Below are 16,430 nucleotides of genomic sequence, written 5' to 3'. Positions count from 1 at the left end.
AAAAACCGATCGGTTTACTTTTATAAAACTTAAATTTTTACTTTTTTATTTAAGAAAAGTCCACGATCATATCTCTTAAGAATTAAAATAAATGAGTCTATGGAGGACTTATGGAGATAGAAAATTCACAAGGACAATCAAAAAGTACAATAGCAGTCAAGGTTTTTGCTGTTATTTTAGCACTTTTTGCATTGCCTTTACTCATCGGAGGCGTTGATCTTGCATTTGCAGGTGGTTCTTGGTACTACCTCATCTCTAGTATCATGCTCATCGCATCAGGTGTACTACTATTTAAAAATAAACTATTGGGCGCTCAAATCTTTGGTTTATTTTTTATTGGTACACTCATTTGGACCATCTATGAAACAGGTAGCCGCTTTTGGGGCTGGGTACCACGTCTAGGATTATTTGCAGTTTTTGCATTTTTCCTAACCTTACTACTACCACGTATTGGTCAAGGCGTCAGTCGTAAACTGTCTTATTCTTTAACAGGTATTATTGTATTTTGTTTTATCGTGGCAGGTGGTTGTGCATTTGTACCGCATGATAACTACGAATCTGGTAAAGAACCTTCAGACAAACCGCTTGCAGGTGCTGTAAATGATACCACTCAGTCAGATTCTGATTGGACATACTACGGACGTGATGCCAACGCTACACGTTACTCACCGCTCAAGCAAATTAATGCCGATAACGCTAAATACCTAGAAAAAGCATGGGTATACCGTACAGGCGATCTACCGCCTCCGGGTAAAGCAGATAAATGGGCAGCGGAACATACCCCAATCAAAGTGGGTAATGGACTTTACGTATGTAGTGCAACAAACAACGTAAGCCGTATTGATCCTGCAACGGGTAAAGAAGTTTGGAAATTTAAATCAGGCGTTCAATACCAAAGTATCCCATACACGGCAGCATGTCGTGGTTTAACTTATTACGAATCAAAAGTTGTACCAACAGGTCAGGCGTGTCATACACGTGTGGTGATGGGTACACTGGATATGCGTTTAATCGCATTAGATACAGAAACAGGTAAACCATGTGAAGATTTTGGTACACACGGACAAACCGACCTGAACAAAGGGATGGGACCTGTAACACCGGGCTTCGTTTCTGTAACATCGCCTGTTGCTATTGTAAATGGTACAGTGGTAGTTAACCAAGAAGTACGTGATAATCAACGCCGTTGGGCACCATCAGGTGTTATCCGTGGTTACGATGCTGAAAATGGTAAATTCAAATGGGCTTGGGATGTAAAACGTCCAAACGACCATAGTGAACCAAAAGACGGCGAAGAATATAGCCGTGGTACACCAAACTCATGGGCAACTATGGTGGGTGATGACAAACTTGGTTTAGTCTATTTACCAATGGGTAATGCCGCTGCCGATCACTATAGCGCAATGCGTAGCCCTGAAGAAGAAAAAGTAAATGCTGCTGTAGTTGCATTAGACGCAAAAACAGGTGATTTACGTTGGGCGTTCCAAACTGTACATAAAGATGTATGGGATCAGGATTTAGGCTCTCAACCAACGCTTATGGACTACCCTGATGCATCAGGCAAACCTGTTCCTGCTATGCTTGTTCCAACTAAATTGGGTCAAACTTTCATCTTAAACCGTGAAACAGGTAAACCACTCAATAAAGTAGAAGAACGTGCTGTTCCAACAACAGGTGGCGTTCCTGATGATACACGTTCACCAACACAGCCATTTGTTACTGATATTCCGCGTTTAGGTTTCCCAGATTTAAATGAAACAAAAATGTGGGGTATTTCACCAATCGATCAAATGATGTGTCGTATTAAATTCCGTAAAGCAAACTATCAAGGTATTGATACACCACCTAGCTTAGATAAACCTTGGATTATGTATCCAGGTAATAACGGCGGTAGTGACTGGGGTAGCTATGCTTATGATGGCAACCGCGGTGTTATTATTGCCAATTGGAATAACACACCAATGTACGCACAACTACTGTCACGTAAAGAAGCAAACAAAGAAGGCTTAGAGTCTATGGATGCTAAAAATTACAAACCAGTGGGTGGTACTGGTCGTCCTATGGCAGATACACCTTATGGTGTAAAAATTAGTGCCTTCTTTAGCCCAACAGGTATGTTATGTAGTGAACCACCTTACGGTATGATCACAGCCATTGATTTACATACAAAATCAATTCTATGGCAACATCCATTTGGTAGTGCAGAACGTAACGGTCCATTTAATCTTGCAACACATATGCCGATTAACATTGGTACACCAAACAACGGTGGCCCAATTACAACAGCGAGTAATATCAGCTTTGTATCAGCAACAACAGATGACAAAATCCGTGCATATGATAACCGTAATGGTAAAGAGTTGTGGAGCGATACACTGCCAGCAGGTGGTCAAGCAACCCCAATGACTTACTCAATAAACGGTGAGCAATACGTTGTGATTATGGCAGGCGGTCATCACTTTATGAAAACCCCTGTGGGTGATTATTTAGTGGCGTACAAACTTCCTAAAAATAAACAGTAAACCTCAAATAAAAAAAGAAGCCTAATGGCTTCTTTTTTTATGACTCAACAGTTTCTAAAACAGGTTCTTGGTAGCTTTCCATCCATGCAGATACTCCATAGTAGGCCCCATTCAGTTGAGAGTATTCTATAAGCTGATGTCTAAAATGGCTAAAATAGACTTTATCCACTACACCCGGCTGATGCCAAAATTTAGAAAGGGGATATTGAGAAGTTAAACGAGGTAAATCATATAATGCACGTCCTAATACCTTTACAGGAATGCCGTGAAATAATGCTTGTATTCCTGTTGTACTATTAATCGTGACCATGCCTAAACTTTGCTTTAACAACGTTGGTAAATGAATATCACAAAAATAATGAACTCGCCCCACCACATTAAACTTCTTCGTACAATCTTTAATTAAACGGCTATACTCTCTATAACCACGATCCATTGGATGATGCTTTAAAACTAAATGATGTTCTGGTTTGGCATTTAAACTAAAGGACTCAATCACATGCTCAATATAAGACTCCATTCGTTTTAAATCGCTATGAATACGAATTTGAAAATCATTGTGCACTTGCAAAGCAAACACATAATATTGTTTTGAGTGTTGTTCTAAAAATCGCTCAAATCGTGGTGTTTCTAAATGGTAATTTTTTATTCTTCTTAAACCCGAGAGAAACCAACAATACAGTTCAAACAAGGGTGTCATACCACGGTGATGTTTATAATGAGGATAAACAAAAACACAAAATGACCAAGCCAAATAATAACAAAAAGCACTTCTAATTAACTTTGCATAATCATTATGCACATCAATATAATGATCTAAAGGTAACTGCTGATTACTTTCTATTTGTTGTAACAAATGTTTGGTAAAATTGGAAAAGAAGTTTACGCCATCTTGCTCAAACGTAATATAATTGGGCCGAATATATCCTTCTTCAAATGCAAAAAACTGTAACTTCAAGTCAAGCGCGACCTGATTGGCAATACGATGGTATTTTCGACAATCACCAAAACATACTAAACTATCTATTTGATGTTCTAATAAAAAATCATGTAGCCACAGCGAAAAGTCTCCCATCCGCCCTCTGTAATTAAATACATTTTTGTGGTGGTGATAATAAAGCCAATCTCCCCCATTAAAATTTAACTTATAAGGTTCAATTTTTTTTGTTTTTAACCAAGTTGCTAACTGACTAAAAAAATCCCCCATTGGGCCTTGTAATAACAGCACTTTTTTAGAAGATAATAGTGCATCTAAATGAACAGACATATTAATGAAAATTTCCTAACTTAATACGTCTTACCTTTGTAAACATTCGACTTATGAAAGAATATTCTACAGTGCGTGGCTGTTGCATTTCTTTTTTTATATAGTCAATCACATGTTCAGGTGTTACAAATGGAAGACGCATACGCTTTGTAACTGGTACATTGTAAATAGGATACTCTATTAGCGTCATATACACCAAGGTTTGTAATGTAATGTCTTTTTTTCTTCTTGCACATTTATGCCGATCTTGCGTTAACCCCCAACCTGCATAAAATGGTAAACCATAACAATATACTTTAAGACCTCTTAGCAATGCTTCAAAGCCACTTAAAGAGGAAATAGTATGCAACTCATCGCAAATCTTAAAACAATCTAAAATAGATGTTTCAAGCTCTACATGATCTGCATAAGCAGACGCATCTACTTGTCCAACTCTAAGCCCTGCATGCACATCAGGATGAGGTTTATAAATAATATAGGCATCTAAATTATTTGCTCTCACCTGTTTAAGTAAAGCAAGGTTTGTTTTGATGTCTATGCCACCTAATTGAATAGACATATCATCTTCAACTTGCCCCACCACCAAAATTACTTTTTTTGTAGAAGGTCTAGCCAGTTCTTTTGTTATACCCACATTATATTTTGAGATGTTTGTTTCAAGAATAGTCTGAATAAGTTGATCTGCACGCTTATTTTGTGCAAAAGAAAGTTCACTTTTATTTAACAACTTCTCTAAATAAGAAGGCTGTGTTGCATCATAATAAATTCCAATTGGATCAAAAACCAATGAGTAAGGTCTTATCAATGCAGCACCCAATCCTAACGAACGTATAAATCCATCTTCTACCGTCCATACACATTTATAATCTTCTTGTTTTAATTTTTGCGCTCTTTTACCCCATGCAAATATATGATTGTTTTTTTTAGGTTTTCGCCATTTAAAATTTAATTTTAGATGAGGAAAATCTAAATACTCCTGCATAAATACACGTTTCCAACGACTAAATCCAAAAATATCTAAGTCACTAGGTAGTCGCTTTTGCTGTTTAATATTTACAATCAATAGCTGTAAAATATTTTCTAATTCACAACGCTGCTGTGTTACAGGGCATACATAACGGGCATAGTCAAAGTAAGCCTTAGCAAATAGATGTGTTAAAGAACATTTAGTATTACGTCGCTTATTTTTTTTCTGATCTTGCGTTAACCCCCAACCTGCATACCAAGGCATAGCAAAACATTGTACTTTTTTACCTGCAAGCAATGCTTCAAAACCAAGATGCGAGCTCACCACATAAACTTCATCTATATATTGCAATAAATCGTAGGGGTTATAGTTTTGTGTTAATGCTTTTACATTGGAACTAAAGTCATCTTTAATAAAATGACCTTTAGCTTTCCCTGCCATTACATCAGGATGGGTTTTCACCCAAATGGTTGCATCAGGATGGTCTTTACAAGCCTGTGCTAACATACGTTTAAAATCTAATTCACTTGCACCTGCATATTTAATCGATTGATCGCCATAAGTTTGATCGACCACTAAAATGTTTTTTTTATCTTTAAAAAAAGCAGAATCTATTTTGTTAAATTTTTGATTATATTTGGTGATACCATATTGTGTAATCAATTCAATGCTTTGCTGTGCTCTTTTGTTTTGAGCTATATCTTCAGGTTGACCTATTAAATTTTCTAAATCAGAAGGTTGTGTTGAATCAAAATAAATTCCTATTTTATCAACTACTAAAGATAATGGCGGATAACCTTCTTTACCTAAGCCCAATGAACGAATAAAACCATCTTCTGCACAAATAACAGGTAAATGATGCTGTTGCGCATAGTGTTGTGCAAGAAAAAAACTCTTTTTTCTTCCCCATCCTACAACAGCATTACCTTCATCAAAAAATTGATGAATGTTTGGGATATTTGCTATTTTTTTATTAATAAAGTGCATAATCAATAACTTCTTTTAAAAGCATAGCAATTATACAGGAATTTTATTCCACAATTTTTGCGAAAAACTCAATTAAGTCAGCTTCTTCTAGAAATTCTGCCTCTGATAAATTTGAAATATCTTTTTCCAAAATCTTATCCAAATCTTTAAAAGCTTTAAAATGTCGACTATCTAAAATTTTAGTTTTAATAACGTCATCGCCTAAACTATATTCATTGTCAATTAACCAAAGTAAAATTAGACGATGTGAATCTACATCAGGCATTTGCTCAAATGGATTTAATCTTCCTTTTGAGAAAATATTTTTACAAAAATTTATAAAAGATAATGCCATTTGAGACGAACAAACAAACTCTACATCTGTAGGGCCAGCTATATTTTCTGATAAACCATAGAATAAATTATTTTCTAAATTATCAAATATTTTAGGGTTAAACGTTTCTACAGATACATCGGGTCTAATACGAATAATAAAATCATACTCAAGACTCTGTTGTAAGGCCATATAAAAAGATTGATATATGCCATAAAACATTTTTAACTGATTTTTATATCTAGTATTTTTTGCATATCTATTGTTCTTTATATATATTTCTTCAAATTGATTTTGATTTTCTATTTTTATATGAATGTTTGGAAATATTGCTTTTATTTTTTCTTGGTCTAAATTTTGACTAATAGGTGTTTTTATTAAGTTAAATAGATGAGGAAACCTTTCTTCAATCTTAAAAATATTATTTACACCATGATATTTCTTAGGTATTTTTTTTTCGTTCTCATGTCCAAACAATCTAAAAAAGCTTGCTGTTCCTCCAATCCCTGGCCAATCAGCTTGCGTATCCCATGTATGCATAAATACATCTGCATTTAAAGGTTTTACAATATTTTCAGCTATTTCTTTTAAAGATTGTTCATGCCCTCGATACATACCAGAAATACATACTGCTATTTTTTTAGGCTTTTCTATATTAAGGGGATTACAAGCTTTTATTTTTCTAAAAAATTGAGCCTGAATATCTCTTTTGATATGGTTATCTAGTAACTGAGTTGATTTTATTCCATTTAATATAATTTGTTGATGGCTATATCCACTTTGAAACATAAAAAAAGAATTTGTAGAATTTAACATATATTGCGTTATGCTTATAAAGCAATGTTCTCTTCTAATAAGATTCACTTTGGCGCATCTTGCGAAAAAATTAACAAATTTTTCAGCATGATCATGTTGTAGATAAGCATATTTAATTGATAGATTTAAGAAATAGCAAAATAATAAGTTTTCTTCACTTGTATTTGTACTAGGCTTATGTTGAGGAAATATTTGATCAAAAAATTTATTATAAATTTCATAACTAAATTTATTTTTTAGTGTATAACTACATAAGTCTTCTAACTTTTCTATTTCATTGAATTTGACAATATTTTTATTAAGGTAGTATTTATTTACGTCAAAATCATATTTTATATTCTTACTTTCTAATATTAATTCCTCTAACATTCCAATATCTAATAAAAACTTTATATAGTTTTGATGATGAGAAGAATCCTGTTTATTATTTATAATATTAGAATATTTTGAAGACAAGATATAATTGAACATTTATAAACCTAAGTTTTACATTAAAATAGGATAACTAAACATAGTTACCCCATTTTATAAATTAAAGAGACTCTGAATATAATCTTAAAGCATTCATTAACATTGCTTTTTGGCGGTCAGGTCTATCGCTATGTAATGGCAACATAGATAAAAACAACAAAACAACCAATGGCATAATTTTAGCAATAGAAATACCATCAATTAAATCAAATTTAGCATATTGCTTCTGAATTTCTAAAATTCGCTCGTCAATATCAAACTTAATTTCATTTTTTAATAAAACATATCGCCCTGCAATAATATGGTCATACAAACCAATAATTGAATGAGTTAACTTCGCTAAATCGTATTTTTGATCGCCGTAAATGCTTAACTCTCCTTGAGAATTCATTCCTCTTGGATCAATCACTTTAATTTGTAATGCTCTTGAATCATATAGCGTATTACTAAGGCATAAATCCCCATGTAAAATGCTATGACACTTAGGCAGTGCTTGAACTTTGTCTATACAAATTCTACAAATTTCATTTAACGTTGGTAACTTTGTGTTTTTATAGTAAACAGGTTCATCTAAATTCAAATTTTCAGCTTTTGCATACTCAGCCAAACGAATAAATGTTTTATCTTCTATCAAACATTTAAAGTCTAGAGCAATTTTAGTATGTTGTTCTTTAGGTAAATCTACATTGGCTTGTTTAAGAAATCCTTTAACTAAGTTAAACAAACTCTTCCACTCTAAAGCACTATTTTTTCCATGCACAAATAACTCATTCAATGGCATGTTTGGTAGATACTCTAATGCATAAAATGGTTTCCCTTCTTGATCTGTATAGGTATCAATCAATTGAGGTGTAAATGGTTTAAGTTTAGGTGGTAGTTGCTTGAACCAATTTGCTTCTGCTTCTATTTTATGTGTAGGTAAGCCTGTTTTATGTAGCACACCATTTTCTATACGTAATTCATTAAAAGCACGTTGCGTGGTAATTGCAGCTCGTGAACGAAAATACGTATTTACATGCCCTAAATCAAACCATTGCTTAAAACAATGAATTGTAAGTGGCTTTTCCGTTCTATATATTTCTACTGCTTCTAAAAAATTATGTCTTTTTAAAGCCAAACAACGTATTAAAAGTGTTTGATCACTAAAGATATAGAAACCACACCAAATTGTAGAGTTATCAGAGCCAGTAGATTCTATTTTCCAATCATAGCTATCTTGAGAGACTGAAACGCCTAAAAGATCTGCTTGCTCTAAATTCTCAGGCAAATCATGTATCAGCGTATCACCATACATAATTTTAATTGAATCTTCTTTTGGCAGATAATTCGTTACATTAATCATATAACTGATAGATTCAGCCAAAGAAAAGTCATCTGGTACAGCTACAGCCAAAACATTCAAACTGATAATTAGTTTTTTTTCTGCACTAGAAAGCTGATAACTTTCAGGTAACGATAAAATAATTTGCTCATCAGGAAAATGCTGACTAAGCGTTAACACTTGATGCTCTAATAATTTTTTATTGCCTAAAGGTAAAAAACAAGGTGGAATTTTACCAAGTTCTGCTTGGAATTCATTAATTACATAGGCACCCGAAGTAATTAAGATCATCCTTGTTTCTCCTTCATTGCAGCGGAAATTTCAGCATACTCTTCAGGTGTACCACAAAAACTAATAGCATTTTGTTGAATTAAATCATAACCAACTGTGTGCCCTTCTTTAATCATACTGTTATATAGTGGTGCAATATACAATTCACCCTTTACAAAATCTTGTTTAGCTAATGCAATTTCTACAAGTTGTATGAATTTAGCAATTTTTTTAAAAAAGTATAAACCATCGCTACATAAATTAGATATTCGGACTTTTTCTGTCGTGCGAATCACTTGGTCATTGTCATTAAGTTCAATAAAAGACCAATGCTCGCCTTCTCCTTCAAATACTTCTAGATAACCATCTACTTGGTTTGCAATTTCAGGTTTAATAAAATTATGACGACAAGAATCTATATTAAAAATATAGCATTCGTCTTCTTGATCTAATTGTTGTACGCCTTGTAAACCCAATAGTACTGTTTCGGCTTGTCCTACCGTTTCTCTATCTAGCACTACAATTTGAGCATTTTTTATACCCATTTCTTCTATTTGATTTTTTACAAATTCGGGCGTGTTATATACGTCTCTTACAATAAATAAAAATGTTTCTGTTTCAAAATAATGTTTAAAAGAAGAAACCGCCCAATCAAACATGGTTTGGCCGTTTGGTAAGGTCAATTGATATTTGGGTACTGCAAAGCCCGCTTTAAAAAATCGAGAGCTTAAACCTGCCATAGGGATAATAATCATAACTTAACGATGCTCTTCCATATCTAGTGGGCCAAGAAGTTGATTTATTTCTTCTAAACTTAAATTTACAAACTCATTTGGACGTATAGAACGATCATCTACGTAAAAGCCTTCCATACCACACCAAGGTTTGCCTACATAGATTTCATCATATGGTACATTGTGCTGTTCTAACCATTTTAAAATAATAGGTAGTGTATTGGCTGTAATTTTACCTGTATTACCTTGGTAGGTACGCATATTACGGCTTGTATTGATGGCGATCTCAAATCCTAATGCTTTGTATTCGTGCATTTTTTCAATAACCGTAGGAACAGGCTTAGAGTTTACATAATCACCATTTTGAGTTTGGCAAATGGTGTCATCTAAATCCATAATAATTCGTTTCATCTATAAACCTGCTTAACAGTAGTTTTCTCTTAAATATTCAACAAAAAATATAAATTTCGCTTTATTGTCTTGTGAGAGATTCTCAAAATCTTGATCTAACGCTTCATTTAGACCATCAATTAAAATTTTACGATTAACCATGTTTAATAATGATCTTTTCATAACATCTTTATCAAATCTATAATTTCCTTCAATCATCCAAGACAGCATTAAATTATGAGCATCATATAATGGATATTTTTCGTAAGGACTTAATGCTTCAAAATCAAACATCTTTTTAATAAAGTTTGAAAAATTATATGCAACAGATGAAGATGTCATGAATTCAAAGTCCTGTAGACCAAAATCTCCTACATTTGTATAAATAATATTATTTTCTAGATCTGCTACTTTTTCTAAACTTACTTGACTATTTACTAAAATATCGGGACGAATTCTTATAATATAATCATATTTATCATGATTAAATGCTAACTCTAAACTTTTTTGCAAACCATAAAACATCTTAATTTGATTAAGACTTCCACGAGCTAAAGTATAATTTTCTTTATTATTTAAAGTATTTACAAACTCATCTTGATTTTCAATTAAGATCTTTTTTGGTTTAAAGTAATTTAAAAACTCCTCGCCGTCCCATTTATGATAAATAGCAGCTTCCAATTTAGAATATGTACAAGGTAAAAAATCTTTTATCTTTTTTAAGTTATATATTTCTTTAGGTACGAATTGTTGAGCTTTATCACCAAAAACACGAGTATAGTGCGGGGTACCTCCAAATCCAGTCCATACAGCTTTCTGATCCCAAGTATGCACAAAGACATCAGCATCTAAGGGATCTATTAAATTATCTTTTATGCTTTTAAGTGCATTTTCGTGATTTCTGTACAAACCTGAAATACAAATAGCGACTTTATATTTAGACTTAGATTTTAAATGATTAATAGACTTAATATGATCATTTAAATATTTTTGGTACAGTGCTATTTCATCTTTTTTCAAGAGAGATGATTTGTATATTTGGTTATATATTTTCTGTATATGATTATAGAATTGTTTTCTTAACGCAAAAAAATCTTGCATATTATGATCGAAACAATAATTTACAATTGAAAAAATAGAAAAATCTTTGCGGTAATTATTACAATTTTTTGCTTTCCAAAAATATTCAACTAAACTTTTAGCAAGGTCTGTATTTAATAATTTATGCTCAATCAGCATATTAAGCATAAAGTTAAGAATAAAGTTTTGTTCATGAGATGCTGTATCGGGTTGTAAACCTTTAAAATACATTTCTACAGTTTTATAAATCTCAACCTTTTCCTCATTATTTTTTATAAGAAAATTTTTGATGCCATATTGATTTTTATCTTCAATTCTTTTGATTAAATTTTCTAGACGTAAAAAAACATCACTTTTATCAAAAAAGTTTTTCTGGCTGTCAATAAAACTCTTATCTAGTAGTCTAATGGAAAAATAGATTTGATCTACTTTCCCTGTGTGACCCAAAAAAGTTAAATATTCTAGATATAACTCTGGAGAATTATATCTAGCTTCTTTTTTAGTCTCTAACTTTGTGGTAATTAGATGATTAAATAAACCCATTATTCTTTCCAATTAAGCTATTATCTTTAAAACTTTATTAATTGCATCTATATTATATTGCTCAGCATCAAAGTTATTTGGCTTTGCATGCTCTAAATGGTATGACAATCCAACTGCTAAAGCATCCTCGGTATTCTCAACTAAGCATTCATCCATTGTATTTAAAACACTTCTGTTTCCTACAATATCAGTTGCTAATATTGGAATATTAAGTGTGAGTGCTTCAAGCAATACCATTGGCTGACCTTCATGATTAGATGAAAGAACGAATAAATCAGCATCTTTTAAGTAAATATATGGATTATCTACTTGTCCGAGTAAATGAACTTTTTCTGTAACAGATAATTCTGTAATTAATTTTTCAAGATGCTCTTGCAGAGGACCTTGTCCAAGAATAAATAATTTTACATCTTGCTCAATAATGTCAGATTTTGCAAAAGCACGAATCAATTTTTCTTGATCTTTTTCATGCGATAAACGACCAATATTTAATATCTTTTTCCCTGTATATTCTGCATAAATTGGATTTGCTTCCTCTTCTGCCTGTGCTTGTGCCAAAATTTCTTTTGGCAAAATAGTATTATTTGCAAACTCAAATTTTTCTTTATTAATATTAAAAAGTGAAGATAACTTCTCAATATTATTTAACATTGTAAGTTCAGATACAGAAACTACTTTTTGATAATATGGATATAAATTAAAAATACCTTCTAAATACGCAAAACGTGTTTTCCACTCACTATGTAAATCATTGTGCTGAAAAATTACTTTTTTATGTGATTTAGTTTGTGAAAGCAAAGAAGCCCAAAATACTGAATAGCCCTCAAAATTTATAACAGCCTCAAATGTTGTATCTCCAAATAATCTTCTAGATTCACGTGCAAACATTTTTTTATAAATATCTTCAAATTGTTGAGAATAGAATTTATTGATATTCTCAAATTTGGTACGTACCCATAACTCTTCTGCTGTCATTGGCATCGCGCCTATACGACCATGGTACGCAATCGTATCTAAGTATGTACGATCAAATTCTTCTAAACGATTTTTATGAGCATTAATATCTTGTCGATTCACAATTACACTTAACTGAAAATCAGAAGCATCTTGCAAATTGGTCATCAAATTAGAAAAAGAACGACTAATACCATTTGGAATATAAGGACCTGAAAAAACTAAATTTACAGGCTTTTTCTCATAGTGGTAACAATAGGTTTCATCATGTTTAAACAAAAAGTCTTTAACTTTGTTAGCAACATTACCAGTATCTTGTTGGGCATATTTTTTAATATCTTTAGAATAAGAAACTTTTGTGTTTAAAGCTTGCATAACTGCTTTTCTTAAACTTTTAATATCTTCACAAACAGTGCCCAAAAGCTCTGCTTTACTAAAATACATACCTCGCTCTTCAACATACTGTTCATAATCGTATGCATAAGAAATGATAGGCTTATTGCAGTGTAAGAAATCAAAGACAATACTTGAGTAATCACTAATAAGAACGTCTGCACATCCTAAAAGCTCATTGGTATCAATATGATGTGGAACTAAAGCAATATTTAGATTGGCTTTTTTAACAACCGCTTCTGCTAAATGATGACATTTAAAAACAAGTTGATATTTATCTGATTTAAGGTGATGTAAATCCCTAACAAGACGTGCTGTGTCAAAGTCTTTTCTTTCACTTGTGCCACGCCATGTAGGTGCATAGACCACAATTGGTTTACGGTTAGTTAAACCTAACTCGTGTAAGATCTCTTGTTTTCGATCTAAAGTAAGATTTAATGTGAGGTCAACTCTTGGGTAGCCCGTATCTGCAACCTTACCACTATATAAATCTTTAACATTATATTTTTCTAACAAAATTTCGTTGGTATATCTATTTTGCGAAATAAGATGAGTCGCTTGTAAAAAGTTACGTGCAACATTGGCATAATCTAAAAATGGCTTACGAATATCTTTGCCCAATGTTTTTAGAGGTGTACCGTGCCAAGTGTTTAAATAGATTTGCGCTTCTTTACGGATAAAATAATAAGGAAAAGAAACGTTATTAATTAAATATTTTGCAGACGCAAGGTAGCGCAAATAACTATCACTTTGTCTTTTAATAAAAATAATTCTTGGGTCTTTTAAACCTAAGGGAATATGGGCTAAATTATTTAAAATAACAATAAAAGTATAATTTTTGAATTTTGTATCTTCTAAGAAGTTACATAAAAGCGCATACGGATTACAACTTAACGTATCACCAAAAAAACTTTCAAATAAAATTGTATTTTCAACAATTTTTAATTTTTCGTAATACTCGGTATATACACCAAGCATTTTTTGTTCTTTTGTTTTTAAAACATCGTCGGGGTTTAAACCATATGCTGTTTGGTATTTCCGAGATTGTTCAAAGTATTGCGCTGCTTCTTTGTATTGATTGTTTTGTTCTAATACCGTGCCTAAACGGTAATACCAATATTCTTGAAAATCATTAGAACGCATAATTGCCTGTTTGTAAAAGACAATCGCTTCCTTAGCATTCTTTGACTTTTCATATGCCTCTGCACACTTAAAATATAAAATTGCAGGTGCATAATCTAAAGTTAAAATAGCTTTTTTGTATTCTTCTGCAGCTTCAGCCCACAAATATAAGCGCCCAAAAGCATAACCCATTTTCTCATATAAACTTGCAGGCGTTGAATCATCTAATATTTTTTGATGTTCTTTATAAGCAGATAAAGCTGTATCCCATAAACCACGTTTTGCGTGTACCACACCAATACCATGGTCAAATATTTCTTGGTCTGAAATTTTTAAGAGTAAAAATTCCTGATAAATGTCATTGGCTTTATCTGTATTACCGCTACATTCTAAGTTGTAAGCATAACGGTATAAATAATTTGTGTTAGTTGGATGAGCTTCATAAAGCTTTTCTAAAATTAGTAATGCATTTGTATAATCAGTTAATTTTTCGTAGCAATTACTTAGTAAAAACTCAATTTCATTATTAGTTTTATGTTGTGCTATATAATCTTGTAATTCATGCACAGCAACCCAATACGATTTATTTTTAAATAGTTCTTGAGCATATTTTAGAATATCAGTTTTATTTGTTTTATATTTTTTCTTTGCAACTGTTAGGTTAGTTGTAGATTTATTGATATGTTTAAATGCAGCATTATACTGAACATCCCAACTTTGTTTATATCCTATACCTTTCTTAGCTATTTCAAAATAATGAACTGCCTTTTCCCATTCACTTTGTTTAAAAAAGCACATACCTATTTTAAAATTTACATAAGCGCTGTCATGAAATACGTGTTCTACTTTTAAAAACTCTTTTGCAGATTGTTGATAATCTTTTTGATTATAAAGTTTTATCGCTTTAATTAAAGTTAATGTATCTACAGGATTTTTAATCGACTCTTTAGAAACCAGTCCATTTAAAAATGATATATTTAAATTACTTTTTTTAGAAGCCTCATTAACTATTTTGTTAAGATTAATTCTTGCTTTAAACACTCTATAACCTCATTACTTAAATTTTCGACTAATCTATTAAAAGAAAGTGAATTTATATCATTATGTAAATATTTATACGCCAACATTCTAACATAAAAAATTTGCATTTCTTGTTGGTTAGATATAACAGCATTTGGTGTATCAAAATTAGAATCGAAGTCTACTTTAGGAACTGTCCAATCTTGACCATAATTTTCTATTAAATACTGATCTGTATTTTCAGGTACTAAAAATTCTGTATTTAAAAATTTAATCTTTTTAAGATTAAATGGCGTATTAAACCATTTAATCTTGGCAGCATAATGCCAAATATATTCATCTTTTTTATTATGTATAAAGATATCAATATACGTACCATTATGGTGTTTTAATTTAACTTGTTCAGAAATACGTGTCGGTAAGATTTCAAAAAATCCTGAATATAGTATTGTTTTTATTAATCTTTCTTTATTAATTTTTTCAGAAAAAACCCCAATATCTAAGTCTTTATCATGTGGTAATATCTTATTTTCTCGAATACATCCAAGTAATGTACCACTTACCAAAAAGAAAGGAATATTAGAATTATCTAACATTTCTTTTAAATTTAATAATGCTTGTTCTGCATTTTTATCACTAAAATATTTTTTTTGCTGTGGTTTAATATTATTTTTTATATTTTTAATAAATATAATCCAAATATCTAATGCCTCTTTGTAATTACATGAACGTAATGCTGCTTCAGAATAATAATTAAAAATTTGAATATTTTTTTCTACTTGTATATTAATTTTTTTAAAAAATAACTTTTTAAATCGAATAAATTGTTGTTGGCTACTGACATTGTTTGCTAAGTACAACCATGTTTTTTTTCTATTTGAAAACATGAGTAACTCATAAAGAATACTATCTGCTTTATTTTTTTCATTTAGAAAAATATAATTTTTATGAATCAAATAATAAATTTCTGTATTTTTAACTTGATTTGGTTTTAAACGATTTAGAATTTCTAATGATTGACTAAAATTTCCTTGTAAAAAGAGAATTTCAGCTTGGCAAAACTCACCAAGATTTTTGTCTACAATCTTAATCTTTTCAATAAGATCTTGAATCTTGTAAGTGTAAGCCCCTTCACTCATTAGATACTTTTTATACATTACAATAAAGGGATAAACTTTAAAGTTTTTAAGACACATATATTTATTAAATGAGAGATATTCATCTCTCATTTTTTGTTGCAAAGTATGAAGTCGTTGCATT

General features: G+C 31.5%; 10 protein-coding genes. 1 reads left to right on the top strand and 9 read right to left on the bottom strand.

Annotated elements, in window-relative coordinates:
- Nucleotides 1-110 precede the first annotated feature (110 nt).
- The gene (locus PCI70_RS00300) at nucleotides 111-2,522 is read left to right on the top strand and encodes a membrane-bound PQQ-dependent dehydrogenase, glucose/quinate/shikimate family (RefSeq protein WP_269913366.1); all 2,412 of its coding nucleotides are present in this window, start codon (nucleotides 111-113) and stop codon (nucleotides 2,520-2,522) included.
- A 37-nt stretch (nucleotides 2,523-2,559) separates the two neighbouring features.
- Here the strand turns inward: PCI70_RS00300 and PCI70_RS00295 are convergent, their stop codons facing one another.
- The 9 genes from PCI70_RS00295 to PCI70_RS00255 form a co-directional block, all read right to left on the bottom strand.
- Nucleotides 2,560-3,789 carry a capsule biosynthesis protein gene (locus tag PCI70_RS00295; protein ID WP_269913365.1) on the bottom strand — a complete coding sequence of 410 codons (1,230 nt, stop codon included), beginning with the start codon at nucleotides 3,787-3,789 and terminating at the stop codon, nucleotides 2,560-2,562.
- Between the two features lies 1 nt (nucleotide 3,790).
- Nucleotides 3,791-5,743 (bottom strand): capsular polysaccharide biosynthesis protein, encoded by a 1,953-nt coding sequence (locus PCI70_RS00290; RefSeq protein ID WP_269913364.1) that lies wholly within the window; start codon nucleotides 5,741-5,743, stop codon nucleotides 3,791-3,793.
- Between the two features lie 43 nt (nucleotides 5,744-5,786).
- On the bottom strand, nucleotides 5,787-7,343 hold the full coding sequence (locus tag PCI70_RS00285) for a hypothetical protein (RefSeq protein ID WP_269913363.1): 1,557 nt from the start codon (nucleotides 7,341-7,343) through the stop codon (nucleotides 5,787-5,789).
- Nucleotides 7,344-7,404: 61 nt separating this feature from the next.
- Nucleotides 7,405-8,955: a hypothetical protein gene (locus PCI70_RS00280; RefSeq protein WP_269913362.1), complete on the bottom strand. Its 1,551-nt coding sequence runs from the start codon at nucleotides 8,953-8,955 to the stop codon at nucleotides 7,405-7,407.
- Nucleotides 8,952-9,689, bottom strand: a complete 738-nt coding sequence (locus PCI70_RS00275) for a glycosyltransferase family 2 protein (RefSeq protein ID WP_269913361.1) — start codon at nucleotides 9,687-9,689, stop codon at nucleotides 8,952-8,954. The genes PCI70_RS00280 and PCI70_RS00275 overlap by 4 nt, the downstream gene beginning before the upstream one ends.
- A gap of 3 nt (nucleotides 9,690-9,692) precedes the next feature.
- Nucleotides 9,693-10,079, bottom strand: coding sequence for an HAD-IIIC family phosphatase (locus PCI70_RS00270; RefSeq protein ID WP_269913360.1), 387 nt, complete (start codon nucleotides 10,077-10,079; stop codon nucleotides 9,693-9,695).
- 12 nt (nucleotides 10,080-10,091) lie between these two features.
- Nucleotides 10,092-11,681, bottom strand: a complete 1,590-nt coding sequence (locus PCI70_RS00265; protein WP_269913359.1) for a hypothetical protein — start codon at nucleotides 11,679-11,681, stop codon at nucleotides 10,092-10,094.
- A 12-nt stretch (nucleotides 11,682-11,693) separates the two neighbouring features.
- Complete coding sequence (locus tag PCI70_RS00260) at nucleotides 11,694-15,191, bottom strand: CDP-glycerol glycerophosphotransferase family protein (protein WP_269913358.1); 3,498 nt, start codon at nucleotides 15,189-15,191, stop codon at nucleotides 11,694-11,696.
- The gene (locus tag PCI70_RS00255; RefSeq protein WP_269913357.1) at nucleotides 15,158-16,429 is read right to left on the bottom strand and encodes a LicD family protein; all 1,272 of its coding nucleotides are present in this window, start codon (nucleotides 16,427-16,429) and stop codon (nucleotides 15,158-15,160) included. Before PCI70_RS00255 ends, PCI70_RS00260 begins: the two co-directional genes overlap by 34 nt.
- Nucleotide 16,430 lies beyond the last annotated feature (1 nt).

This window comes from Acinetobacter sp. HY1485 (assembly GCF_027568475.1).
Taxonomy (GTDB): Bacteria; Pseudomonadota; Gammaproteobacteria; order Pseudomonadales; family Moraxellaceae; genus Acinetobacter.
The sequence above is the reverse complement of the archived record's forward strand: the minus strand, read 5'-3'. Positions and strand labels throughout refer to the sequence as shown.